This window comes from Pyxidicoccus sp. MSG2 (assembly GCF_026626705.1).
Classification (GTDB): domain Bacteria; phylum Myxococcota; class Myxococcia; order Myxococcales; family Myxococcaceae; genus Myxococcus.
The window spans coordinates 3,595,767-3,620,660 of the sequence record NZ_JAPNKC010000001.1 but is presented as its reverse complement, the minus strand read 5'-3'; the positions used below and the strand labels follow the sequence as shown (position 1 = coordinate 3,620,660).

Annotated in this window: 19 protein-coding genes; 14 read left to right on the top strand and 5 right to left on the bottom strand. The window is 71.8% G+C overall.

All coding sequences use genetic code 11. From position 1 onward, the window contains the following. On the bottom strand, positions 1–669 hold the full coding sequence (locus OV427_RS13695; RefSeq protein ID WP_324290059.1) for a class I SAM-dependent methyltransferase: 669 nt from the start codon (positions 667–669) through the stop codon (positions 1–3). 274 nt (positions 670–943) lie between these two features. Between OV427_RS13695 and OV427_RS13690 the strand changes: the two genes are divergently transcribed. From OV427_RS13690 to OV427_RS13680, 3 genes are read left to right on the top strand one after another with little or no spacing between them, the layout of a single operon-like run. Further along, positions 944–2,461 carry an oligosaccharide flippase family protein gene (locus tag OV427_RS13690; protein WP_267856537.1) on the top strand — a complete coding sequence of 506 codons (1,518 nt, stop codon included), beginning with the start codon at positions 944–946 and terminating at the stop codon, positions 2,459–2,461. Positions 2,462–2,481: 20 nt separating this feature from the next. Then, positions 2,482–3,432 carry a glycosyltransferase family 2 protein gene (locus OV427_RS13685; protein ID WP_267856536.1) on the top strand — a complete coding sequence of 317 codons (951 nt, stop codon included), beginning with the start codon at positions 2,482–2,484 and terminating at the stop codon, positions 3,430–3,432. 12 nt (positions 3,433–3,444) lie between these two features. Then, positions 3,445–4,362 carry a glycosyltransferase family 2 protein gene (locus tag OV427_RS13680; protein ID WP_267856535.1) on the top strand — a complete coding sequence of 306 codons (918 nt, stop codon included), beginning with the start codon at positions 3,445–3,447 and terminating at the stop codon, positions 4,360–4,362. Between the two features lie 25 nt (positions 4,363–4,387). Here OV427_RS13680 and OV427_RS13675 read toward each other — a convergent pair whose 3' ends face one another. Next, positions 4,388–5,014 carry a DUF2780 domain-containing protein gene (locus OV427_RS13675; protein WP_267856534.1) on the bottom strand — a complete coding sequence of 209 codons (627 nt, stop codon included), beginning with the start codon at positions 5,012–5,014 and terminating at the stop codon, positions 4,388–4,390. A 165-nt stretch (positions 5,015–5,179) separates the two neighbouring features. On the opposite strand from OV427_RS13675, the gene OV427_RS13670 reads away from it, so the two are divergent. From OV427_RS13670 to OV427_RS13660, 3 genes are all read left to right on the top strand, one after another. Continuing rightward, the gene (locus OV427_RS13670) at positions 5,180–6,205 is read left to right on the top strand and encodes an ROK family protein (RefSeq protein ID WP_267856533.1); all 1,026 of its coding nucleotides are present in this window, start codon (positions 5,180–5,182) and stop codon (positions 6,203–6,205) included. A gap of 110 nt (positions 6,206–6,315) precedes the next feature. Continuing rightward, positions 6,316–7,449 carry an acyltransferase family protein gene (locus OV427_RS13665; protein WP_267856532.1) on the top strand — a complete coding sequence of 378 codons (1,134 nt, stop codon included), beginning with the start codon at positions 6,316–6,318 and terminating at the stop codon, positions 7,447–7,449. A gap of 131 nt (positions 7,450–7,580) precedes the next feature. Next, positions 7,581–9,488, top strand: a complete 1,908-nt coding sequence (locus tag OV427_RS13660; protein ID WP_267856531.1) for an LTA synthase family protein — start codon at positions 7,581–7,583, stop codon at positions 9,486–9,488. Positions 9,489–9,549: 61 nt separating this feature from the next. Here OV427_RS13660 and OV427_RS13655 read toward each other — a convergent pair whose 3' ends face one another. After that, a complete protein-coding gene (locus OV427_RS13655) occupies positions 9,550–10,668 on the bottom strand; it encodes an acyltransferase family protein (RefSeq protein ID WP_267856530.1) in 1,119 nt (372 codons plus the stop codon). A gap of 135 nt (positions 10,669–10,803) precedes the next feature. Between OV427_RS13655 and OV427_RS13650 the strand changes: the two genes are divergently transcribed. The 3 genes from OV427_RS13650 to OV427_RS13640 all read left to right on the top strand — a co-directional run bounded on the left by OV427_RS13650 (position 10,804) and on the right by OV427_RS13640 (position 14,573). Then, on the top strand, positions 10,804–11,949 hold the full coding sequence (locus tag OV427_RS13650; protein WP_267856529.1) for a glycosyltransferase family 4 protein: 1,146 nt from the start codon (positions 10,804–10,806) through the stop codon (positions 11,947–11,949). A 114-nt stretch (positions 11,950–12,063) separates the two neighbouring features. Beyond that, complete coding sequence (locus OV427_RS13645) at positions 12,064–13,548, top strand: MraY family glycosyltransferase (RefSeq protein ID WP_267856528.1); 1,485 nt, start codon at positions 12,064–12,066, stop codon at positions 13,546–13,548. A gap of 5 nt (positions 13,549–13,553) precedes the next feature. Beyond that, positions 13,554–14,573, top strand: a complete 1,020-nt coding sequence (locus OV427_RS13640; protein ID WP_267856527.1) for a nucleotidyltransferase family protein — start codon at positions 13,554–13,556, stop codon at positions 14,571–14,573. 12 nt (positions 14,574–14,585) lie between these two features. Here OV427_RS13640 and OV427_RS13635 read toward each other — a convergent pair whose 3' ends face one another. Continuing rightward, the gene (locus OV427_RS13635; RefSeq protein ID WP_267856526.1) at positions 14,586–17,360 is read right to left on the bottom strand and encodes an FG-GAP-like repeat-containing protein; all 2,775 of its coding nucleotides are present in this window, start codon (positions 17,358–17,360) and stop codon (positions 14,586–14,588) included. 195 nt (positions 17,361–17,555) lie between these two features. Here OV427_RS13635 and OV427_RS13630 point away from each other — a divergent pair, with 195 nt between their 5' ends. The 3 genes from OV427_RS13630 (at position 17,556) to OV427_RS13620 (ending at position 21,088) form a co-directional block, all read left to right on the top strand. After that, positions 17,556–18,524 carry a nucleotidyltransferase family protein gene (locus tag OV427_RS13630; protein ID WP_267856525.1) on the top strand — a complete coding sequence of 323 codons (969 nt, stop codon included), beginning with the start codon at positions 17,556–17,558 and terminating at the stop codon, positions 18,522–18,524. A gap of 102 nt (positions 18,525–18,626) precedes the next feature. Then, the gene (locus OV427_RS13625) at positions 18,627–19,925 is read left to right on the top strand and encodes a UDP-glucose dehydrogenase family protein (RefSeq protein ID WP_267856524.1); all 1,299 of its coding nucleotides are present in this window, start codon (positions 18,627–18,629) and stop codon (positions 19,923–19,925) included. Further along, complete coding sequence (locus tag OV427_RS13620; RefSeq protein WP_267856523.1) at positions 19,922–21,088, top strand: acyltransferase family protein; 1,167 nt, start codon at positions 19,922–19,924, stop codon at positions 21,086–21,088. The genes OV427_RS13625 and OV427_RS13620 overlap by 4 nt, the downstream gene beginning before the upstream one ends. A 37-nt stretch (positions 21,089–21,125) precedes the next feature. Here the strand turns inward: OV427_RS13620 and OV427_RS13615 are convergent, their stop codons facing one another. Continuing rightward, positions 21,126–21,416 (bottom strand): hypothetical protein, encoded by a 291-nt coding sequence (locus OV427_RS13615; RefSeq protein WP_324290058.1) that lies wholly within the window; start codon positions 21,414–21,416, stop codon positions 21,126–21,128. A gap of 100 nt (positions 21,417–21,516) precedes the next feature. On the opposite strand from OV427_RS13615, the gene OV427_RS13610 reads away from it, so the two are divergent. Continuing rightward, positions 21,517–22,161, top strand: a complete 645-nt coding sequence (locus tag OV427_RS13610; RefSeq protein WP_267856521.1) for a hypothetical protein — start codon at positions 21,517–21,519, stop codon at positions 22,159–22,161. A gap of 103 nt (positions 22,162–22,264) precedes the next feature. Then, positions 22,265–24,889 carry an O-antigen ligase family protein gene (locus OV427_RS13605; protein WP_267856520.1) on the top strand — a complete coding sequence of 875 codons (2,625 nt, stop codon included), beginning with the start codon at positions 22,265–22,267 and terminating at the stop codon, positions 24,887–24,889. Positions 24,890–24,894 lie beyond the last annotated feature (5 nt).

Sequence of the window (24,894 nt, the reverse complement as noted above, 5' to 3'; positions counted from 1 at the left end):
CTAGGACGCCTCCATGTCGCGGATGGCGAGCAATTGGAAGGCGTACTGCGGGAAGCGCGTGGCGAAGGGCTCGGTGAGGATGGACAGGCGGCTGCCCAGTCGGAAGGGACGGATGGTCGGCAGCGCGTAGTCGCCCCGCAGCGGCTTCCACCCGCTCATGCCGGTGACGCGGTAGCCGCGCAGCTCGAAGTCGTAGACCTCCCAGCCGGAGCGGTGCACCTGGTGCACGTTGCTGTCCCACTCGTCCTGCGGGAGGAAGCCGTTGGGCGTGAAGATGATGACGCGCTTGCGGGCCATCGACTCCATCATCTCCAGCAGCCGGAAGCCGTCCGGCTTCTCGAAGTGCTCGATGACGTCCAGCGCGACGACGGCGTCGAAGCTCTTGGGCCCGAAGCGGCGGCCCGCGTCCATCAACTCCATCTGGTGGTATTCGCGGTGGATGCCCGCGGCGCGGCTGCGCTCGATGCTCGTCGCGTGGCCGTCGATGCCCACCGTGTGGGGAATCTGGTTCGAGAAGCTGTGCAGTGGCGAGCGCGAACCACAGCCGATGTCCAGCACGCTGTCGCACGTGCCCACCAACGCCTCCTTCAGCGTACGGTGGAGGACCTCGTGCTCGCCGACGAGCACCTCGCGCTTCAGGAACTGGAAGAGATTGCCGCCAGGGAGCATGCGGCGCGGACCGTAGCCCCGCCGCTCCATCCCTCGCAACAAGCGCGCGAGCATCCAGGCGGGCGTCCGCGCCCCGCCCTCGCGCCTGTCCGGCGGTGCGCACACGCAGGGCAGGCGAGCCTCCGGCCTCCACATGGACGCCTCGCGTTGCTTGTGGGCCTGGAGCGCCACCGGTAGCATTTCGCCCCCTGCTCGTGCCGCGCGCTTTCGGAGGCATGTCGATTCGGACAGGCCCTCCTGAACGAAGGACGCCCGGCGCGGGCCGCCCAGGAACATGACAGTGACAGCGGTACCCGAGGTGAGCACTGGAGAGGTGAAGGCGCGTGCCCTGAAGGGCATGTTCGTGCTGGCCGCGCGCACCGTGGCCTCGCAGGGGCTGCGGGTGGTGAGCGCGCTGTTCCTGTCCCGGCTCCTCTTCCCCTCGGACTACGGCCTGTTCGGCATCGTGTCCTATGCGGCGTCGCTGGGCGTGTTCCTCGGGGACCTGGGCCTGAGCGCCGCGCTGGTGCGCCAGCCGCACGAGCCCACCCGCGATGAGACGTTCACCATCTTCTGGTGCCACCAGGCGCTCACCGCCGTCATCGTCGCCGCCGTCTGCGCGCTCGCACCCCGGCTCACGGAGGGCTACGCCCTGGGCGAGGGCGCGGTGCCCATGGTGTGCGCCCTGGCGCTGGGGCTGTTCCTGTCCTCGCTGCGGGTGATTCCGCTGATGGCGCTGGAGCGCAAGCTCGCGTTCCCCGTCATCGCCCGCGCGGAGTTGATTGAGAACGTGGTGCAGGTCATCACCACCATCTCCCTGGCGGCGCTCGGCTTCGGCGCGTGGGCGCTGGCGCTGGGCGGTCTGGTGCGCGGGGCGGTGGGGCTGGTACTGGTCTGGTGGGCCTCGCCGTGGCGGCCGCACGGCGCCTTCCGGCTGGACGTGCTCAAGCGGCTGTTGAGCTTCGGGCTGGCGTTCCAGCTCCCGCCGCTGGTGGCGGCAATGGTGGCCGGCTGGGTGCCGCTGGTGGTGGGCGGAATCCTCGGCAAGGAGGCGGTGGGCCTGGTGAACTGGGCCTGGGCGCTGGCCTCCACGCCGATGATGCTCAGCATCGTCCTCAACCGCGTGGCCTTCCCCGCCTACTGCCGCATGCAGGAGGACCCGGCCGGCTTCGCGGAGTACCTGCGCACGTCGCTGCGCCGGCTGTCCGCGGTGCTGCTGGTGGCCATTCCCTGCGTGGTGCTGGTGCTGCCGGTGGCGGTGCCGCTGTTCTTCGGCGAGCGCTGGGTGCCCGCGGTGGGGCTGGTGCAGTGGTTCAGCCTGGAGTGCGTGCTCACCACGCTGACGGGCCTGCTGGCCACGGCGCAGAACGCGGGCGGGCGCCCGTGGGAGCGGCTGGCCGTCGTGGTGGGCGTGGGCGCGGCGAAGTGGGGCGTGGGGACGTGGGCCATCCAGCGCTTCGGGTTGGCGGCCATCGGGCCCGTGGGCGTGCTGGTGGGACTGGCGGAGCTGTGGGTGACGGCGTGGTTGGTGGCGCGCCTCAACCCGGCCCTGCGCGGGCTGGTGTCGCAGGTGGTGGAGCCCTTCGTCACGGTGGGGCTGCTGCTGGCGGGCGCGTGCGCGGCGGTGCTGTCCCTGCCGGGCGCTGGCAACTGGATGAGGGCGTTGGTGGGGGCGGTGCTGTTCGCGGGGCTGGTGCTGGCGCGCGAGCGGTTGCCGGGGACGCTGTCGCTCCTCGGCGAGCTGAAGGGCATCCTGGGATTCGTCCGGGCTCGGCGGGCCGAGCGGTCCGCTCCGGTGAGCCCGGCTTCGTGATGAAGGACGCGAGCGATTCGATGAAGAAGGTCGACCTGGTCATCTCCATCGTCAACCACTCCAATCCGGAGTTGCTGCACGACTGCCTGCGCACGCTCTACGCGACGACGCGCGACATCACCTTCGAGGTGTGGATCGTCGACAACGCCACCGACGGGCGCGGCGTGGAGGCCATGCGGCGCGACTTTCCGCAGGTGCGCTGGCTCTTCAACACCGAGCGCAAGGGCTTCTCCGCCAACCACAACCAGGTGCTGCGCGCCGCGCGAGGCCGCTACATCTGCATCTTCAACGACGACACCATCGTCCACGATGGGGCCTTCGACGCGCTGGTGCGCTTCATGGACGAGCACCCGCGCGTGGGTATGGCGGGCGCGCGGCTGCTCAATGCGGACGGCACCATCCAGAACTGCACCTTCCGGCCCATGTCGCTGTCCGGGCAGCTCTTCGACCTCGTCTTCCTGCCGCGCCCGCTGCACTTCCTGAAGCGGATGGAAATCGACCCGGCGCAGTACGGGCACGAGGAGGCCCGGGTCAACTGGGTGCTCGGCGCCTGCATCGTGGTGCGCGAGGAGACGCTGGCCCAGGTGGGCCTGCTGGACGAGGCGATGTCCCCGCTGGGCAACACCGAGGACACCGACTGGTGCGTGCGGGCGTGGAAGGCGGGTTGGGAGGTGGCCTTCTGTCCGGAGGCGGTGATTACGCACCTGGCGAGCCGCTCGTTCCGGCCGTCCGCGACGGGGCCGGACAAGGTGCGCATCGAGCTGTGGCGCACGCGGCTGGCGTACTTCCGCAAGCACCACGGCCGGCTGCACGAGGTGGCGATGCGGGCCATCCTGGTGGGCACGCTGCCGTACAACGCGGCGGTGCTGACGCAGACGCTGCTGCGCGGGCGCACCAACCTGACGGAGTACCGCCGGCAGCTCTCCACCTTCCTGCGCATCTCCGAGATGGGCCTGCGCGCCCGGGTGTGAGGTCGTCCCGGCATGCCGCTCTTCTCCATCGTCATCCCCACGTACAACCGGGCGCGGCTGCTGGAGGAGACGCTCGCGTCCGTGTTCGCGCAGGAGGAGACCGACTACGAGGTGCTCGTGGTGGACGACGGGTCCACCGACGACACGCTCCAGACGCTGGCCCGGTATGGCGAGCGGGTGCGCGTGTTCCAGCAGCGCAACGCGGGCCCGGGCGCGGCACGCAACCTGGGCATCCAGGAGGCCCAGGGCGAGTACGTCGTCTTCCTCGACAGTGACGACCTGTGGTTCCCGTGGACGCTGGCCACGTACCGGCAGGTGCTGCGCGAGCAGGGCGGGCCCTCGGTGGTGATGGGCACGGCGGCGTCCTTCGCGCGGCGCGAGGAACTGGCCGGGGTGACGCGCGAGCCTCCGAAGGTGGTGCGCTTCGCGGACTACCTGGCGAGCGCGGAGGACCGGACGCCGCGCACGGCCTGCGTGGTGGCGGTGCGCACGGACGCGCTGCGGCGGGTGGGCGGCTTCACCCCGCTGCGCATCAACGGCGAGGACTACGACTTGCTCTACCGGCTGGGCACGGAGCCTGGCTTCGCGTGGGTGCGCGCGCCGGTGACGGTGGGCTACCGCCAGCACGGGGGCTCGTCGTCCAGCGCGCTGGAGCTGAGCTACCAGGGCACGCTGTACCAGTTGGAGCAGGAGCGGCAGGGGCTCTACCCGGGAGGTGCCGCCCGCAGGCGCGAGCGGCTGGAGATGCTCCTCTACAACCTCCGCCACGTGTCGCAGTGGCTGCTGTCGCTGCGGCGGGTGGACCTGGCGCTGGCGCTGTATCGGCGCGGGCTGCCCTTCCACCTGGCCGCTCCGCGCTGGCGCTACGTGCTGGGCTTCCCGCCGTGGGCGGTGGCCACCACCGTGCGCCAGCGCGTATCGAAGCAGTGAAGTGCGCGGGCCGCTTCTAGCGGCCTCAGCCCAGCAGTCCGCCGAGCATTCCGCCCAGGCCACCGCCGCCCGGCGTGTTGCCGCCACCGCCGCCCGCGCCGGCCAGCATGGGCACCACCGCGAGAATCTTCCCGACGAGCCCCGGGTCCAGCCGCGACTTGAGGAAGTTGAGGAGCAGCGGGGCCACGAGCGAGGCCTTGCTCGAGTCGATGTTGAAGCGGCCCAGCAGCGAGACGACGGCGGCCACCTCACCGGCCTGCGTCGCCACGCCGCCGATGGCGCCCAGCATGGCGCCCATGCCGCCGCCGCCACCTCCGCCGCCTCCGCCGTCGTTCCCCGCCACGAGCCCACCGAGGGCGCCCATCAACCCGCCGCCCTGCGAGGGCGCCGCCGCGCCCGCGGCCTGCTGCCAGGAGTCCATCTCCGGAATGGCGCTGCCCAGCTGGTTCGCGGCGTCCGGGCCCAGCTTCTCCTTCACCGTGCCCTGCACCAGCTTCAGCAGCGAGCCCGCCACCCCCTGCGCCTGCGTACCGTTCACTCCGAGCTGCTGCGAGAGCTGTCCGATGAGGTCCATCCCGTGCTCCTTCCGTGTGACGAGGCCTGCGTCCGCCTGGAAGGTGCCTTTTAGCGAGAATCGCCCCCGGCCACGCAATGACTGACGCGGAAGCGTTGAGAAAGCACACGAGGCGCCCTGGGCCTGCCATGGCCTCCCGCGTCCCGGGACGGCTGCCCCCCTGCCCTCCGGGCGCTCCCAGCCGTCCCGACATGGGAATGCGCATCTTCGTGTGAAGCAGTCAGCCGGAGCCGGAGGCGAGTGATGGACGAGGCGACCTCGGTGGGCGTCGAGGCGAAGAAGGGGCCGGTCGTCGATACGTCGAGAGCCTGGGGAGGCATCGACCTGGGCGGGACGAAGATAGAGGCCGTGGTCATCGACACGGCGGGCGCCGTCCTCGGCCGGGCCCGGCACGCGACGCCGGGGGACGGCAGCGTGGAGGACGTGGTGCAGGCGATGTACGGCGCGCTGGTGGACGCGACGCGCGCGGCGGGCACCACCCCGCAGCAGCTCGCGGGCGTGGGCGTGGGCGCGCCCGGCGCGGTGGACGCCAATGAGGGCACGCTGAGGCACGTCAGCAACGTGGGCAGGGGTTGGACGGAGCCGTACCCCGTGGCCGCCGACCTGGGAGAGCTGGTGGGGAGCCGGGTGGTGCTCGGCAATGACGTGCAGGTGGCCGTGGCGGCGGAGTACCGCCTGGGCGCGGGCCGGCCGTACCGCTCGGTGCTGGGCGTGTGGTGGGGCACGGGCGTGGGCGGCGGGCTGGTGCTGGATGGCGTCCCCTGGCGGGGCCGCGGAGCGGCGGGAGAGATTGGCCACGTGGTGGTGAAGCCGGGAGGCGCGCGGTGCGGCTGTGGCCGGCGCGGCTGCATGGAGGCCTACGCGGGCCGCGCCGCCATGGAGCGCAGGGCGCGCAAGGCCGAGCGCCAGGGCGAGAAGACGGTGCTCTTCGACCTGATGCGCAAGAAGGGACGCCCGCGCCTGACGAGCAGCATCTGGGACAAGGCGCTCGCGGAGGAGGACGGGCTGGCGACGTGGCTCATCGACCGGGCCGTGCGGATGCTCGGCGCGGGCCTGGCTTCCGCCATCAACCTGCTGGACGTGGAGGCCGTCATCCTCGGCGGAGGGCTGGGCACGCGACTGGGGCCCGTCTATGCCGGACGCATCCGCGACGCCATGCGCCCGCACATCTTCGTCCCCGAGCGGCAACCTCCGGTGCTGGTGGTCGAGCTGGGCGAGCTGTCCGGGGCCATTGGCGCCGCGCTGCTTTCCCAGCCTCCGATGAAGTGAGGACGTGAAGCGCGCAATCGCTCCTCCGGCCGGACGCCCGTCTGGTCGCTGTTGACCGCGAGGGGCCGTGGACGACAATGGCGCGCCCGCTGCCCTGGGGCCCCCACTTCATGTCCTCACCGGCTCAACCGACAGCTCCGCGCAGGGATGGCCTGGATGTGATGCGGGCCCTGGCCATCCTGGCGGTGCTCGCCTTCCATGCGCCGGCCGTCGTCCACGACGCGCTGCCCATGGGCCTGCGGGTGGCCTTCGCGCACGGGTGGATGGGGGTGGACCTGTTCTTCGTCCTCTCCGGCTACCTCGTGGGACGGCAGGTGTTCAGCCGGCACGAGGGGCAGGGTGGGTGGGCGGAGCTGCGCACCTTCTGGCTCAAGCGCTGGGGTCGCACGCTGCCGCTCTACTACGGGGTGCTCGCGTTCTATGCGCTCAAGCCGTGGACCTTCGGCACGCCCTTCTCCGGCGGGGGCTGGCACTACGTGCTCTTCCTCCAGAACTTCACCGGGCTGAGCGACTTCGTGCAGAGCTGGTCGCTCTGCGTGGAGGAGCACTTCTACCTGGTGCTCCCCCTGCTGGCCTTCGGACTGCGGGGAAGGCGATGGCCCGCCTGGGTGTGGTGCCTTCCCATCGCAGTGAGCTTCACCGCCCGCTGGCTGACCTGGAGGGACCTCCCCGAGGGTCTGCCGCTTCCACAACTCCCCGCGCTCCTCTCCTGGCCCACGCTGCACCACCTGGACGGGCTCGCGGTGGGCGTGTTCCTGGCGAAGACCGCGCCCGTCTGGCAGCGGTGGGCGGCCTCCTGGCGCGCGGCCTGTGGCGTCCTGGGCGCCGTCGTGCTGGCCGTCACCGTGGGCGTGTGCGGCCCCATGCTGGCGGGAGTGGGCGCGCTGTGGGTCTTCACGGGACTGTCGGTGGGCTTTGGCCTGCTGCTGGTGGGCACCGAGTCGATGCGGCTTCCCGCCGGGCCGCGCTGGGGCATCTACCAGGTGGCGGTGCTCTCCTATGGGGCGTACCTGTGGCACGGCTCCGTGGTGCGGGTCCTCGAGCGCACGCACCTCTCCCTGGGCGCATGGCCCCTGGACCTGCTCGCCTACCTGGGTGCCACGCTGGCGGTGGCCTGGGTGACGTATGTCGCGGTGGAGCAGCCTTGCCTGAGGTGGCGGGACCGGTTGCTGGAGCGCTTCGAGGGCCGCGCTCGGGACGAAAGACTGTCACCCGTGCCGGCCGGTGAAGGCCGCCAGCCGTGACGGCAGTCAGGCGACTGGGGGGCCGGTGAAAGTCATTGCGGCTGCTTTTGATTGGTGGAGCAAGTGCTTGTGAGGATATAGGCTCGCGTCCTGGCGGGATTTCGCCTGATTGTCGCTTGGAGCTGCCGGAGTTGACCCGCCGTCCACACAGTCCTGACGCGTTCTTCTTCGCGAAGAAGCCGCGGTCCGTCTTCTGGCCCTGCGTTGCCGTCATCCTGGCCGCCGCCGGACTCGTGGCCGCGACGGAGCTGGCCATCGCGGCGTTCTCCCCCGCGGGCCTCCAGGGCATCCACGAGCGCAACCCGTGGTCGATGGCCATCAGCGTGGGCGTCATCACCGCCGTGGCGGGCCTGCTGTGGACGGCGACGAACCGGCTCGGCGTCGCGCTGGCCCTGGTGGGCGCGGGACTCCTCTTCACCTCCTCGCTCCACATCCGGAAGCTCCAGCTCATCGGCCGGCCGCTGCTGCCGTGGGACTTCCTCGAGTGGCGGCAGGTGACGTCGCTCGCGCCCACGCTCCTGCCGGGCGCCGGGACGTTCCTCGCCATCCTCGCCGGACTGCTCGTGCTGGCCGCTCTCGTGGCCGGGGTGCGCGCGGTGCGGCGCGGCCGGCCCCGCTTCCCGCTGCCGGGGCTCGCGCGCGGGGGCCTCGCCGTGGCGTCGCTGGTGTACCTGCTCGCCATCACCTTCTACGCGCACGTGCCACTGCTGCCGAAGGCGTTCATGCGCTTCGGCGTCATGCACCAGGTGTGGGACCAGCGCTCCAACTTCCAGATCAACGGGCTGCCGCTCATGATGCTCTGGAACTGGGAGGGCCTGCGCCTGGAGCCGGGCGGCGCGTACTCGGCGGACGGCGTGCGCACGGCCCTGGGCCGTGACGCGGAGCCCCCCGCCGCCACGCCCCCGGAGCCGGTGGACGTCATCATCTACATGGCCGAGTCGCTCTGGGACCCGACGCAGCTCGGTGTGCGCCTGAGCACGGACCCGCTGCCCTTCCTGCGCGGCCTCATGGCCTCGCACAGCTCGGGACACCTCATCAGCCCGACGTTCGGTGGAGGCACGGCCAACGCGGAGTTCGAGCTGCTGACGGGCATGTCGGCGTCGTTCGCCCCCGACGGCTCCTTCCCCTACCAGCACTATGTAATGAAGCCCGTGGAGGCGCTGCCCTCGCTGTTCCGCGAGGCGGGCTACCGCACGGCCGCCATCCATCCCTTCCATGCCTGGTACTGGAGCCGCGACGTGGTGTACCCGCTGCTCGGCTTCGACGAGTTCCAGTCCCTCACCGACTTCGCGGACGCGAAGCTGGAGGGGCCCTGGGTGTCGGACGAGGCCGTCGTGGACCACATCCTGGCGCAGCTCTCGGACGAGCACCGGTCGCGGTTCATCATGGCCATCACCATGTCGACGCATGGCCCCTACAGCCTCCCGCTCACTGGCGGAGAGGAGGTGCAGGTGCTGGGGGAGTTGTCGCCCGACAACACGCTCCTGCTGACGAACTACGCGCACAAGCTTCGCCAGACGGACCGCGCCCTGGAGCGGCTGGTGCGGGCGCTGGAGGCGAGGCCGCGCAAGACGCTGCTGGTCGTCTTCGGCGACCACCTGCCCATGCTCGGGCCCAACTACGCCCTCTACCGGGAGACGGGGTTCCTGAAGGAGCCGTGGACGGACGCCCAGCGCGAGCGCATGGCCGAGGTGCCGGTGCTCCTCTGGTCGAACTTCACGCTGCCGAAGCAGGACGTGCACCTGAGCATGGGGCAGCTCGCGCCGCGCATTCTCGAAGCGGCCGGGATGAAGCCCCACGGCTTCTTCGCCTTCCTGGAAGGGCTGTCCCGCGCCGTTCCGGTGGTGCGGGGCGACCTGCTCAAGAGCGCGGCGGGTGAGTACCTGCCGCTGACGGAGCGCGACGCCGTGTCACCGGCACCGGGCTCGTCCGCCGAGTGGCTGCGACGCTACCGCCTGCTCACGTATGACCGGCTGGTGGGTGAGCGCTTCAGCGTGGCCCCGGCAGCGCATGGGGAGCAGCTGGCCGGCGGGAAGTAGGCGGGCGCTCAGCGCGACCTCGGCCGCGGCGCGACTGGCTGGAGGGAAGAGCGCGGGGCGCTCAGTGCGAGCCCGGCGACCGGGGCGCGGCGGCCTGAAGTTCCGCGAGCCGGCGCGAGCCTCCGAGCTGGAGTCGCTGGAGCAGCGCGGGCGGCCGGTCCTTGAGCTTCAGCGCGGGCTTTTCCACCAGGTGCCAGGACAGCGCGGACAGCGCCACCACCACGGGGAGGGACACCGCCGCGTTGAGCCACCACGGCATGCTCGCGCCGTACAGTGCGCTCACGGCCTGCTGCACGGGGAAGGCGTAGACGTAGACGCCATACGAGAAGTCACCCCAGCGGCCGAAGCCCGCCAGCGCGCCCGCCGGAAGGTAGGCGAGGTACAGCACGACGTACGCGCCGAACAGGCCGGAGCCGATGCGGCCATACCCGAGCCGCGCCAGGACGAGCCACCCCGCCGTGCACGCCAGCGCCAGCCACGGGCTCATCCGCACCTTGTCGCGCCACAGGTACAGCGCCACGCCGCCGCCGAAGTACAGGTAGAGCTCCGGCCAGAAGCCCAGCCGCCCGGTGACGAACGGCGCCACCGCCGCGCCCACCCAGCCGAAGGCCACCATGCCCTTGCGCAGCAGGCCCGCCAGCCCGAGCGCCAGCGTCAGCAGGTAGAAGCCCACCTCGTACTTCAGCGTCCACAGCGAGCCGTTGACGGCATTCGAGTACACGTTGGTCTCGAAGACGCCGGGCAGGTTCCACTGCGGGAAGGCGAGAGTGAAGTTGCGCAGCCAGTACAGGTGCGTGTCCGCCGCCGTGAAGTAGTCGCGCAACGGCAGCGTGGTGAAGGCCGGGCCGAGCACCAGGGTGGTCAGCACCAGCATCACCCCGAGGCCCGGGAAGATGCGCAGCACGCGCGCCCAGGTGAAGCGCGCCAGGTCCGGCGTGCGCTCCCAGCTCCGGGTGATGAGCACGCCGCTGATGACCAGGAACACCGCCACGCACAGCCGCCCCAGCGAGAGCTGGCCGCGGGTGAAGACGTCCAGGGGCTCCACCGTGCCTCGGCCCTCGCCCAGCGGGAAGGCGTGGCTGAGGATGACGCCCGCCGCCGCCGCGAAGCGGAGGAAGTCGAGGTTGTTGCGGCGGCCCTCGAGGCACGCCTGCAGCGTCGGTCGGGAGGAAGGGGACATGGAGGGGCGGGCCGCCCATTGTCGTCCGGGGGGCCAGCGCGTCAATAGCGACCAGGGAGGCGGCCGTCCGCAGGGAAGGAGGGAACGAAGAGGTCCCCATTCCCTGGCGCGATGGCCTAGAAGGCACGCCTTCGCATGCGAGTCCTCCTCGGCATCCACCATCCGCTGGACCCGAACCTGGGCGCCCCGGGCGTGACGCTCGCGCTGGGACAGGCGCTGGCGGCGCTGGGCTGCGAGGTGGACTACTACAGCTACCACGAGGCGTTTCCCGGCACGCGCGAGCACGGCTCGCTGCACGGCGTGCGCTTCCCGTGGAAGGTCGCCGCGCACCTGGCGCGCGAGGCCCGCAGGTACGATGTCCTCGACATCACCACCGGGGATGCGTGGGCCTGGGCGCGGCTGGGCCGGCCCGGTGCGCGCGAGCGCCATGCGCTGGTGACGCGCAGCCATGGCCTGGAGCACACCTTCTCCGAGCGCCTGCGCGCGTCCGCTCGCGAGGGCCACCTGCGCCTGAGCTGGAAGTACCCGCTCTACCATGGGGGCTTCCGCCTCTGGGAGGTGCGCCAGTCGCTGCTGCTGGCGGACCACGCGGTGCTCCTCAACACGCTCGACGCCGCGTACGCGCGCGAGCACCTGGGCGTGCCCGCGGACCACCTCAGCGTCATCCCGCATGGGCTGGATGCGCCCTTCCACGGGCTGCCAGCTCCCCGGCCTTCGGCTCCCGGTGCGCCGCTGCGCGTGGCCTGCGTGGGCAGTTGGCTGCCGCTGAAGGGCCGCGACGAGATGGTGGCCGTCGCCACGCGGCTGCACGCGGAGGGCGTCGCCTTCTCGCTGTCGCTGTACGGCACGGGCGCGAAGGAGGACGAGGTGCTCGCGGCCTTCCCCGCGCAGGTACGGGAGCGGCTGCGCGTGGTGCCTCGCTATCCGCGCACCGAATTGCCGCGGCTGCTGGAGGCCGAGGAAGTGCTCCTCTTCCCCAGCCACTCGGAAGGCTTCGGCATGGCGCTGGTGGAGGCCATGGCCTGCGGGCTGGCACCGGTGTCGTCGCCAGTGGGCGTGGCCCCGCAGGTGGTGAGGAATGGGCAGACAGGCATGCTCATTCCCATTGGCGACGTGTCGGGTCTGGTGGGTGCGTTGCGCGCGTTCGCGGAGAACCGTGAACAATTGCAGTCACTGCGTCAGGCGGCGCAGTCCGAGGTGAGAAGTCTCACGTGGCGAGACATCGCCGCTCGCACCCTCTCGCTCTACGAGACGCTTCTCCGCAACCAAAGAAAGCCATGAATTCTGCCTGGTTGGTGGCTGGAGGAGCGACCGCAGGGTCTATTTGTTAGCACACACTCGCGTGCATTGACGCGCCAGGCCAGTGGCCGTCACAGTGGTGAGTGGCTCAACCGAATGATCACCTTCTTCGTCGCGTTCCTCGTCTCGCTCATGGTGGCTCTGGTGCTCACGCTGCTGGTGCGCAACCGGGCCGTGGCGTGGGGGTGGCTGGACCAGGCCAATTCCAGTCGGAAGGTGCACGTCCGTCCCATTCCCCGGCTGGGAGGCATTGGCATCGTCGGCGGTTTCTTCGCGCCGCTGTGCGCGCTGTTCCTGGTGGACTCGGGCGTGGGGCACAACTTCCGCTCGCACCGTGAGCTGGTGGCGGGCCTCTTCATCGGCGGCGCGGTGATTGCGGCGCTGGGCCTGTATGACGACCTGAGGGGCGCGGGCGCGCGGCTGAAGTTCGGGGTGCAGCTCGCGGTGGCGCTGGGCCTGTACGCGATGGGCTTCCGCATCGACGTCATCGCCAACCCGTTCGGCCCGGAGCTGTCCCTGGGGGCGCTGAGCCTGCCCTTCACGGTGCTGTGGATGGTGGGCGTGGTGAACGCGCTCAACCTCATCGACGGGCTGGATGGGCTGGCGGGCGGAGTGGCCTTCTTCGGCGTGAGCACCAACTTCATCCTCGCGCTGTCGCGAGGGGACATCCTGCTGTGCCTGCTGATGGCGGCGCTGGCGGGCGCCATCCTCGGGTTCCTGGTGTTCAACTTCAACCCGGCCTCCATCTTCATGGGGGACACGGGGAGCATGTTCCTGGGCTTCGTGCTGGCGGCGGTGGCCATCAAGACGAGCACGAAGAGCGGGACGACGGTGGCCATGCTGGTGCCGGTGATGGCGCTGGGGCTGCCCATCATGGACACGCTGCTGGCCATGGTGCGCCGCTCGATGCTGGGCCGGCCGATGTTCAGCGCGGACAAGGAGCACATCCACCACCGGGTGATGAGCCGCATGGTGCTCAGCCACCGCTCCACGGTGCTGGTGCTCTACGGGCTGTGCGGCCTGTTCACGCTGACGGCGTTGGGGTTGAACTTCGCCAACAGCGCGCAGAGCGCCATGCTGCTGTGTGGCATGGGCGTGGTCATCTTCGTGCTGATGCGCAAGCTGGGCTACCTGGACCTGCGGCGCGCGTCGGACGTGCAGCAGGTGCGGCAGCGCAACATCCGGCTGCGCACGCTGGTGAAGGACGTCACCCGCGGGGTCCGCCAGTCGCCGTCGTTGCAGGACGTGTGGAATGCGCTGCGGCCGCTGGCGGAGGCGATGGACGTGGCGCGGCAGGAGCTGCGCTTCCAGCGCGTGTCCGGCGGGCAGACGGACGGCATCGTCTTCGAGACGCAGCGCTCGTCGGGCACCGCGCTGCCGCTCGAGGTGCGCATCGACGTGAAGGACGAGGAGGAGGTGCTCGGGGCGCTGCTGCTGGTGTGGCGCGACGGGCGGGCGGCCATCAGCCGCGATGAGGAACTGGCGCTGGAGGTGGTGGCGGACGCGGTGGCCGAGCGCGCCGCGCGGCTGCATGCGCCGGTGGAAGTGGAGCCCGGGCGCGTCATCGCGCTGCGGCGGTGACGGCGGTGGACGCGCGCGCCCTGGGGGCGCTGCTGCGGTCCTGGCCCCAGGCCCCTTCACGTGAAGCCCCGGTGGGTGCGGAGGCCGACGGGCTGGTGCGCGCGGCGGTGCACCATGGGCTCGCGGGCTTCGTGGAGCACGCGGTGGCGCGGGCCGGATGGGTGCTGCCCGAGGAGCCTCGCGCGGTCCTGCGGCGCGAGTCGCTGCTGGGCGCGGCGCGGGTGATGCGGGTGAAGGTGCTGCTCACGCGCAGCCTGGAGGCGCTGGACTCCGTGGGCTGCGTGCCGGTGCTGCTCAAGGGGTACGGCCTGGCGCGGCGGCTGTACCCGGACCCGTTGCAGCGGGCGACGACGGACGTGGACCTGCTGGTGGCGCGCGGCGACGTGGACGCGGCGATGCGGGCGCTCACGGGGCTGGGGTTGGCGGTGCGGGCGGGGGATGGCGCGCGGCATGGCGAGGAGGACTCGCACCACGTGGAGTTGGTGGGGCCGGCGGGGCTGGTGGAACTGCACTTCCGCGCGCTGGCGGGGTGGGGCGAGGCGCTGGAAGGGGACGCGCTGATGGCGCGGGCGGTGGAGGGCGAGGTGGAGGGCCGGCGCGTGTGGTGGCTGCGGCCAGAGGACGAGGCGGTGTACCTGGCGCTGCATGCGAGCAACCATCTGTTGCAGCGGCTGGCGTGGGTGTTCGATTTGAAGTTGCTGGCGCTGAAGGGGTTGGATTGGCGAGGCGTGGTGGAAGGCGCGCGGGGGACGGCCTTCCCGCACCTGGCGTGGTACGGCTGGGAGGTGGCGCGGAGGCTGCTGGATGCGCCAGTGCCGTCGGAGGTGCTGGAGGCGCTGGCTCCGCCCCGGTGGCAGCGGGTGCTGGCGGGGCGGTTCTTCTCGGACGCGCGGCTGTTGGGCGCGGACCTGGCGCGCAGCAAGCCGGCGTGGGTGGCGGCGAAGCTGCTGCTGGCGCCCCGGACCGGGGCCATGGCGCGGTATGCGCTGCGCCGGGTTGGGAACGCAGTGCGGGCCGCGCGCTGAGCTACGACCGCCTCAGGGGCACAGGTAGCTGCCACCCATGCCGTACGGGCACCCCTGGCCCACGCAGTATTCCGGCCCGCTGTCCTGCGGCGGCTGCTGTCCATACGTGTCGCGCGGCACGCCCACCGTGCAGCTGCCTGCCGCCTTGTTGCCGGACGGGTCCTCCACCACGTAGTGCACCGTGTACACACGGCCATCACCCGTGTCGTCGCGCTCGGCACGCAGCTGCACCGACGTCGTATTCACGCGCACCGCCATGTCGTCGCAAGTGTCGCCGTCGCACGTCCCTCCGGCGTCCTCCGACTCATCCGACGTCACCCGGACAATCCGGCCGTATTGCTCCAGCGGCAGGTCACCCATGCACGCGTCCTTCGCCGGGCCCGCGCACTCGGCCAGCGTCACCGTGCGGTACTGGTGGTCCACCGGCCACAGCTTCACCCCCAGCGAGCTCCCCGGCACCGGAGGCCGCGTGTCCCGCACCGACACCGTGAAGCCACACCCGCACGCATTGCCCGCTCCATCCACCGCATTGCAGTCCACCACCGTCCGCCCCAGCGGGAAGACGGCGCCCGTCGGCGGCGTGCACGTCACCGACACCGGGCCGCAGTTGTCCTCCGCGTGCGCCGCATACGTGGCCTGCGCCCCGCCCGACACACACTCCAGCACCTGCGGCGACGGGCACACGATGCGCGGCAACGTCGTGTCCACTACCGTCACCGTGCCCGTGCACACCGCGCTGTCCTCACCGTCCGAAGCCGTCAGCGTCACCTCGCGGCTCCCCAGTCCAAACGGTCCCGGCGCCACCTGCGTCACCCTGAAGGGGCCCGGCTGTCCGTCCGGGTCATGGCTCCCATCGTCCACACTGGCCGAGCCCCGGCACATGGCATCCGCGCTCACCGTCACGTCACGGCACACCGCCACCGGAGGCACGTTGGCCTCGCCGCCGCACTCCAGCCCCACCAGCGCCGAGCCGGTGTTGTTGTCCTCGCGGCACTCCAGCTCGCGCCCCGTCCCGGTGCCGTCGTCATCCACCACCGCGGACACCTCACCCCGTCCCCCGGGCGCGGTGCCGAGCTCCAGCTCCGCCCACGCCTCGCCGCCCGCGTCCACCTTGTCCGTCAGCGTGGCCACACCCAGCAGCGTGCCGCTCCCGCTCGCGGGCCCCCGGTAGAAGGCCACCCGCACCCCCGCCGAGGCCGGCGAATCCCCTGCGTTCTTCACCCGCGCGCCCAGCTTCACGACGCCCTCGCTGTCACACGTGGCGCTCACCGCCTCCACCACCAGGTCCGGGGCGGCGAAGGGCTCCACCGAGCCCGCCCCCTGGCTGTTCGTGCGGAACGTGTTGAGCCCCGGCGTGAGCCAGTTGGCCGCCGGGTGCGCGGGGATGGAGCCGTCGTCCCCCACGTTGGTGACGGAGTACGCATGCTGGTTCCAGATGCGCCGCGTGTTCACCCAGCCATCCTTCTTGTCCCTGAACACGCGGATGCCGTGGAACGGGCCGAAGTCACACGCGGTGTTCTGCGCCACCACGATTTCGGCGTTGCCGTCACCGTCCACGTCCGCGACCACCGGATTCTCGAATGCGGTGCAGGAGCTGTGCGGCGCCTCGAAGCGCACCGCACCGGTGGCGCCGTCGTAGATGCGCAGGGCCGTCTCGTCCGCGTAGATGACCTCCGCGTGCCCATCCCCCTCGAAGTCGAAGGTGGTCGAGCCCGTGCTGTTGGAGCTGGTGTCCTGCGTCGGCGTCAGCCACTTCAGCGTCCCGTCCGCCTCGAAGACGGAATAGAAGGCCATGCCGGACACGCCGATTTCCGGCTGCCCGTCCCCGTCGAAGTCCGCGATGTTGGGCGGCCCGCCCACGCCCAGGCCCAGGTTCTCCGCCGTCCAGCGCACCGTGCAGTCGGCCTCCATCAGCGACACGTGGCCGGTCCACACCACCACCACCTCGCCCTGCGGGTCGGTGTCGAAGTTGCCCACGCCCGACAGGCCATGGCCCAGTGCCTCGGCCCGGCACTTCAGCGTGCCGTCATGTCGGTAGATGCTGCGGCCGTTCACGACCTCCTGCTTGCCGTCCCCGTCCAGGTCCACCGCGAAGGCCAGCGGGCCGATGCCGTTCGGCGCGCCTCCCACCCCGTCGCTGCCCACCCACTTCAGGACTCCCGTGCTGTCGTAGACGTGGTTGCCGGCGATGATTTCCACCGTCCCGTTCCCGTCCAGGTCCGCCAGCGACACGCCTCCCCAGTCCAGCCGGGGCCCGTCCGCGCGGAACTTGAAGGCGCCGGTGTTCTCGAAGCAGATGATGCCCACCGCGCTCTCCGGCACGGTGCACAGCTCCACCTTCCCGTCGCCGTCGATGTCTCCCGCCGCGACGTTCGACGCCCCCCGCGTCCGGAGCGCCGGGTCCGTCACCGCCCACAAGTCCGAGCCGTCCGCTCCGCTGATGGCGCGCAGCACGCCGTTCGTCTTGAAGTTCCAGCCCTCGAAGCTGTTGAACACCACGTCCGGCACGCCGTCGCCGCTGACGTCCACCACCACGGGCGTGCTCTCCACGTTGGTGTGCGTGGGCATCACCGGGCTGTCCGTCCAGGCCCACTCGACCTCCGGCTCGAAGTGCGGGTCGAAGGGGGGCCGCACCTCGCAGCGGGCCTCTGCCTCCACCTCCACCACCGCCGTGGAGCCCTGCGCCGCGGGCGCCTCCGAGGCCGTGCCGCTGCACGCCACCAGTCCGAGCGCCCCCAGGACACACCACTGGCCCGCCCGCCTGTCCGTCCAGCCCTGCTGCCTCATGTAACGACCTCCCTCGGCTGCCTGCCCGGCCCGCGACGTACCGAGGGGCCCAGGTATTCATTCGACCCGGCTCCCGGACCCACCCCGAAGGGCCGCGCCCTGTCATCCGGGCATCATTCGCCCTCGATTTCGTCCGGCCACCAACAGAAAGCGGGCGTTGCGGCCCACGCGTCCGGCCCGTTAAAGGGGGCCCCCATGCCGCCCAGCCTCCTCGACACCTTCCGCGTCCTCGCTTCCTTCGACCCACCCCGGGTCTCGCTGCGGGGGGCGCCGTGGGAGGAGTACGTGGACTGGGCCATCGCCCAGGGCCTGGCGCCCCTGGCCGCGTACAACCTCCAGTACCGGCTGGGCGGCGCGGCCGTGCCGGAGTGGGTGCGCGACAGGCTGCTGGCCATCTACCAGGGCTCGGCCAACGACAATGTGATGAAGCTCGTCAACTTCAAGCAGATGGTGGACGACCTTCAGGGCCGCAGGCTGGTGCTGTTCGGCGGCGCCGCCTTCGCCGACTCGCTCTACCCCCACGTCGCCTTCCGCCCGGTGACGGAATTGCAACTGCTGATGCGGCGGCTGGACGTGGACGGCTTCGCGGGCTTCCTCTCCAACCACGAGTTCAAGCCCGAGGACGCCGCCGGCTCCGGCGCCACGAAGGTGGTGTCCGACGGGCGCACCCTCATCCTCCTCTACTCGGACGTATTCGGTCCCCAGCGCAAGGAGCAGGTCTCCGGCATCCTCGAGCGGGCCCGGCCCATGAAGATGTACGGCCCGTCCGTGTTCCGCGCCGACCTGGAGGACGCGCTGCTCCTGGCCGTCCTGGAGCAGGCACGTCAGGGCTATGAGGTACCCTGGCTGTCGTTCCTGGACGTGCGCGAGCTCGTCACCGGCGCGAAGGCCATGGGGGGCCCGTACTCGCGCCCGGTGGACGTGGGCGCCCTGCTGGCCCGGGCCGCGGAGTGGCGCCTGGAGCGTGCCCTGTACACGTCCCTGTCCATTGTCGCGCGGCTCTTCCCGGAGGCCGCCGCGGACGCCACCGCCGCCTTCCCCCCGCTGCGCCGGGCCACGCGTGAATTGCTCGACAGGACGGTGGTGGGTCCTGTGAGCACCCCCGGCCGGTCCACGGCCCTCAAGGGGCTGGAGCGGGTGCGCCGGCTTCTCACAGGCCAGTAAGTCCGCCCGCCTGCCCTCCTGCCCTGGGGGACGGGCTTCCTTTCGGTGCGCCTCCCGGCGTATGAGTCCTGCTCCGGACACTTCCCAACTGGGACTCTTTCAATGCGTATTGCCATCATCGGAACGGGCTACGTCGGCCTCGTCGCGGGTACCTGCTTCGCGGACTCGGGGAACGACGTCACGTGCGTGGACATCGACGAGCGGAAGATCCGCATGCTCCAGGCGGGCGAGGTGCCCATCTACGAGCCGGGTCTCGAGGAGCTCATCAAGAAGAACGTGCGTGAGAAGCGCCTGTTCTTCACGCGCGACCTGGCCGAGGCCGTGGCCCCCGCGCAGGTGGTCTTCATCGCCGTGGGCACGCCCGAGGGCGAGAGCGGCGACGCCGACCTCCAGTACGTGCTGGCCGCCGCCGAGCAGATCGGCAAGGCGATGAAGCAGTACACGGTGGTGGTGGACAAGAGCACCGTGCCGGTGGGCACCGCGGACAAGGTGCGCGAGGCCATCCGCAAGGTGACGAGCATCGAGTTCGACGTCGTCTCCAACCCCGAGTTCCTCAAGGAAGGCGCCGCGCTGGACGACTTCCTCAAGCCGGACCGCGTCGTCATCGGCGTGGACTCCGAGCGCGGCCGCAAGGTGATGGGCGAGCTGTACGCGCCCTTCGTGCGCACCGAGAACCCGGTCATCTACATGGACACGCGCTCGGCGGAGCTGACGAAGTACGCCGCCAACGCGATGCTGGCCACGCGCATCTCGTTCATGAACGACATCTCCGCGCTGTGCGAGAAGGTCGGCGCGGACGTGGACTTCGTGCGCAAGGGCCTGGGCTCGGACAAGCGCATCGGCTACCCGTTCCTCTTCCCGGGCGTGGGCTACGGCGGCTCCTGCTTCCCCAAGGACGTGAAGGCGCTGGTGGCCACCGCGCGCGACTACGGCCTGGAGCTGGACCTGCTGCGCGCGGTGGAGCGCACCAACGAGCGCCAGAAGAAGCTGTTGGTGAACAAGGCCGTGAAGCACTACGGCACGCTCGAAGGGAAGAAGTTCGGCGTGTGGGGCCTGGCCTTCAAGCCGAAGACGGACGACATGCGCGAGGCGCCCGCCATCGAGGTCATCGAGGGGCTCATCGGCAAGGGCGCGCAGGTGGTGGCGCACGACCCCGTGTCCGCGCACACCGCGAAGCGCGTCTTCGGTGACCGCATCCGCTACGCCACGGTGCCCTACGAGGCGCTGGAGGGCGTGGACGGCCTCTTCGTCGTGACGGAGTGGAACGAGTTCCGTCACCCGGACTTCGAGCGCATGAAGGGCCTGATGAAGTCGCCCGTCGTGTTCGACGGCCGCAACGTGTACGACCCGGTGCGCATGCGCGAGCTGGGCTTCACGTACTACGGCATCGGCCGCCGATGAGCCGGGGCGGGTCGCTCGACTCCCTCACGGGGCTGCGCTTCTTCGCGGCCCTTCACGTGGTGCTGTTCCACTTCGCGCGGCCGTACCTGGTGACGGCGCCGGAGGGACTGCGCAACTGGGTGGGGGCGGGCTACTCCGCCGTGGGCGTCTTCTTCGTGCTGTCGGGCTTCGTCCTTGCCTGGAACTACCTGGACCGGGACGGCCGCATGGAGACGGGGCCGCGCGCCTTTTTCGTCGCGCGCGTGGCCCGGGTGTACCCCGTCTACCTGCTGACGTTCCTCCTGTCGGCGGCGCCCACCATCGCCCTGTCCGTGGAAGCCAACGGGTGGTCGGTGGCCGCGGGGAAGCTGGCGGTGGGCGGCCTCACCTCGCTGGCGCTGGTGCAGGCGTGGGTGCCCCGGCTGGCGCTGTACTGGAACCCGCCAGGCTGGTCCGTGGCGGTGGAGGCCTTCTTCTACGTCCTCTTTCCGGGACTCGCGCTCGGGCTGCTGCCGCGCCTGCGCCCCTCGAGGCTGCCGGCGCTGATGGGCGCGGTGTGGGTACTCGGGCTGGTGCCGCCGCTGCTGTTCCTGGCGCTGCGCCCGGACGAGGCGCCCCCGGTGGACGCGTCCACCTGGTCCACGGGGCTGGCCATCATCAAGTTCAACCCGCTGCTGCGCCTGCCGGAGTTCCTCTTCGGCGTGCTGCTCGGCTGGTGCTTCGTCCGTGAGCGCGCGGAGGGAGTGAAGCAGGGCAGCGGCGCGGTGCTGGCCTTCACCGGCGCGGCCCTGCTGGTGGCGGCGGGCGCGGCGGGCCCGCGGATTCCGTACCCGCTGATGCACAACGCGCTGCTGGCGCCCGCGTCGGGGCTGCTGGTGTACGGGCTGGCGCGCGGAGGCGGGCCGCTGGGCTGGCTGCTGTCGCGCCCGCTGCTGGTGCAACTGGGCGGGGCCAGCTACGCGCTCTACCTCCTCCAGTTTCCGCTATGGGAGGGCTTCGTCGCGCTGGGGCAGTGGGTGGACCTGCAGTCGCCCCTGCTGGTGCTGGCGCTGAGCGTGCTGGCTTCGGTGGTGGTGCACCGCTACGTGGAGACGCCCTCCCGCTCGCGGGTGCGCAGGGCGCTTCAGCCGTGGGTGGACGGGGAGTCGCGCGTGTCAGCGCGGCCGGTGGTGCCGGGGGCCTGAGCCTCGGGCTCGCGGGCCCCGGCCTCGCGGAGGAACGTCAGCGGGACAGGCCGCAGGCGCGCTTGCCGGCCTCGGTCTCGATTTCGCGGCAGTCGCAGCCCTCGACGAGCCCCTCGCAGACGGCCTCGTCCTCCTCGGTGGGCTCCACGCGGCTCTCTTCCTGGGCGGCGCGCTGGAGGCACAGCTCCTTCTCCACGGAGTTGGTGGAGCAGTCGCAGAGCTTCTCCGACAGCTCGCGGCAGGCGCCCTTGCAGCCGGCGAGGCCGGTCAGGGTGGAGCACAGGAGGGCGGCGGTGATGAGGAGGCGGCGCATGTGTGCGGCGAAGATGCCAGAAGGACCCCCGGATGCAAGCAGCCCGCGAGGTCAGGAGTGGCGGGGCGGATGCTAGGGTTGCCCGCCTGCTCCACACTCCGGGGGGACCCGCCTCATGCTGTCACTCTTGGTCACCGTCCTGCTGGCCGCTTCGCCCGCTTCTCAACGGCCATCCCTGCTGTCCCCGGAGCCCCCGACCTCCGGCCGGCACCTGTCCGCGCGGCTGCTGGTGGCCCAGGCCCCCCAGGACACCGCCCCGGACGTGGCGCCCGCGCCGCCTTCCGCGCCGCCCGCGGCGCTTCCCGGGGACGCGGAGCTGGACGCACGCATCCGCGAGCTGACCACCCAGGTGGGCCTGCTCCAGAGCGAGATTCGCTCCATCGACGTGAACTTCCCCATCGGCTCGCTGGTGATGGCGTACTTCGGCTACGTGCTGACGCCGCTGGCGCTGATTGGAATCCCCCTCATCATCATCGGCGTTGATGAGGACAACGTCGATGACCGGGACACGCTGGTGAACCTGGGCACGGGGCTGACCGTGGCGGGCGCAGTGGGCGCGGGGCTGCTCATCGCGGGCCTCGTCACCGGCTATCAGGAGTCCAGCGCCAACCGGGCCCGGCGCGAGGAGCTCGTCCGCGAGCGCATCCGCATGGAGGACGACTTGCGGGACTTGAAGGCCCGCCGCGACGCGCGCAGCACCTTGCAGGCGCGCCGCTGGCAGCCCCGGCCCACGCTGCCCCTGGTGGCCCTGCGCTTCTGACGCGCCGCCCCACGCACGCCCGGCCCCTTTACGGCCGGGTGGAGGGGCCGGAAGCGGGCGGGTGTGAAGGGCCGTGACATACTCCGCCGGCCCCCCGCCCCCCATGTCATCCTCCCACCGCGGCACGTCCCGATTCACCCTGCTCGCCGAAGCGGCGCTGGCGGCGCTCGTGGTGCTGGGCCCGGTGGCGCTCGGTGGCGCGGCGCGCTGGGTGCTGTGGCCGCTGGTGGCGCTCTCCGGTGCGGCGGCGGTGCTGGCGGCGGTGGCCGCGAGGCGGCAGGGCCAGTCGCTGCGCTTCCCGCTGCTGGCGGTGCCCCTGGCCGCGGGCGCGGTGCTGTGCGCGGTGCAGTTGGTGCCGCTGCCGGCGGGCGTGCTGGACGTGTTGAGCCCGGAGGCCGCGGCGCTGCGCGACTTCGCCCTGGTACCCATGGGCCTGGGCGGCGCGCGGCCCGTGTCGCTGGACCCGCCGGCCACCTGGCGCGAGCTGGCGAAGCACGTGGCGTATCTCCTCTCCTTCCTCGCGGCGGTGCAGGTGTGCCGCGCGCGCCTCAGCCGCGAGCGGCTGCTGGCGGTGCTGGCCTTCACCGGCGCGGCGCTGGTGGTGGTGGGGCTGGGGCACGCGCTGCTCGGCGTGCAGTCCCTTTTCGGCGTGCTGCCCTGGGTCGACGCGCGGCCCACGCTGGTGACGCCCTTCGGCAACCCCAACCACCTCGCGGGCTTCCTGGGGCTGGCCTCCACGGTGGCGCTGGGGCTGGCGCTCACCACGCGGCCCCGCTCGCGCGCGCTGCCGTACGCGCTGGCGGCGGGGGCGGGCGGGCTGGGCGTGGTGCTGACGCTGTCGCGCGGCGGCATCGCCTTCTTCGTCTTCGGCCAGGCGCTGCTGGCGGTGCTGCTGCTGCGCCGGCGTCGTGAAACGGCGGGGCGCACGCCCCCGGTGTGGGCTCGAAGCGCCGCCGCGCTGCTGGGGCTGCTCGCCGTGCTGGCGGTGGGCGCGTACACCGCGGCGGACCGGCTGTGGGCGGAGGCGCGCAGCGCGGACAGCGTGGAGGAGTTGCGCCACTCCAAGGTGGGCCTGTGGCCGATGATGGCCCGGACGGCGCGCGCCTTCCCCGTGCTGGGCATGGGGCGCGGCGCCTTCGAGGCGGCCTTCCCGCGCTACCAGTCCGAGCCCAACCCCAACACCTTCACGCACCCGGAGAACGCGGTGCTGCAAGGGGCGGTGGAGCTGGGCGTGCCGGGCCTGCTGCTACTGGCGGTGGCCGCATGGGGCTTCGCGCGCCTGCTGCGCCGTGAGGGCCTGGACGCGCTGGAGTTGTCCGCGCTGGCGGGCGTGGCGGCGCTGGCGCTGCATGACCTCTTCGACTTCAGCCTGGAGCTGCCGGCGTGCGCGGTGGCGGCGCTGGTGGTGCTGGGCGCGGTGGCCCGGCCTCGCGAGCGCGAGCGCACCGGGGCCACGAAGCCGGGGTGCGTGAAGCCCTCCGCCTGGGTGCTGGGCACGGGCGTGGCGCTGACGGGGCTGGCCCTGGTGGCGCTGGTGCCCGGCCGGCACCACCTGTCCGACGCGGAGGCGGAGCTGGCGGGGCTCGTCACCGCGCGAGCGCCGGAGTCCGACGTGCGCGCGCGCGGGCAGACGCTCATCGACCGGCACCCCTCGGACTACCTGCTCTACCGGCTGGTGGCCTCGGCCTACGCGGCCCGGGGCCCCGAGGTCGCGGGCGAGGCGCTGGCCTTCATCAACCGCGCGCTGTACCTGTCGCCCCATGACGCCGTCGCGCACCGGGTGGCCGCGCGGGCGCTGCTGGAGCTGGGACGCCGCTCGCAGGGCTTCCTGGAGTACCGGCTGGCGTACGAGGCCGGAGACCTGTCCGTGCTCCAGGGCGAGGCCCTGCGCCGGGTGCGCTCGCTGGAGGACCTGGCCGCGCTGACGCCGGACGCGCCGGAAGTGGCGGTGCGGCTGCTGGACTCGCTGGGCAACACGCCGGGACGGCTGGGCGCGGCGCTGGCCTACTCGGGCTGGGCACGCGAGCACTTCGAGGGCCGCCCGGGCCAGGCGGCGCTGTGGGCGCGCGAGGCGCGGCTGCGGCTGCGCAAGAGCGAGCTGCCGGCCGCGGAGACGGCGTGCGCCGAGGTGGAGCGCCTGGAGCCGGAGTCCCTGGACACGCACCTGCTGCGCGCGGAGGTGCTGCGGGCCCAGGGCCGACGCGACGAGGCACTCCAGACGCTGGAGCGACTGCTGGCGCGCTTCCCGGGCCATGTGGAGTTGTCCTTCACGCTGGCCTCGCAGCAACTGGACGCGGGGCTGACGCGGCGGGCGAAGGACACGCTGCAGGCGGTGTCCCCGTTCCTCACCGACTACGCGCAGCGCGCGCGGCTGTTGTCCATGGAGGCGTCGTGCCTGGAGCGTGAGGGGCTGCTGTCCCGCGCCGTGGAGCTGCGGCAGACCGCCGCGCGGCTGGCACCCGGACCGGATGCCTGGTTCGCCGTGGCCCGCACGCAGGAGGCGCTGCACCGGTATGACGCCGCGGCCCGCTCGGTCCACGAGGGCCTGCGCCTGCTGCCTGCCGGCTCACGCAAGGAGGCCGAGGCCTGGGCGGCCCGGCTGGAGGCCGAGGAGCGCACCCGGGTGGACACGCGCCGCAAGGAGCTCACGGACGACCCGCACGCCCAGGAGCTGCAGCACCTGCTGGGCAACACCGGTGGCGCGGGCGAAGCGGCCGACATCCCGTAGCCCGT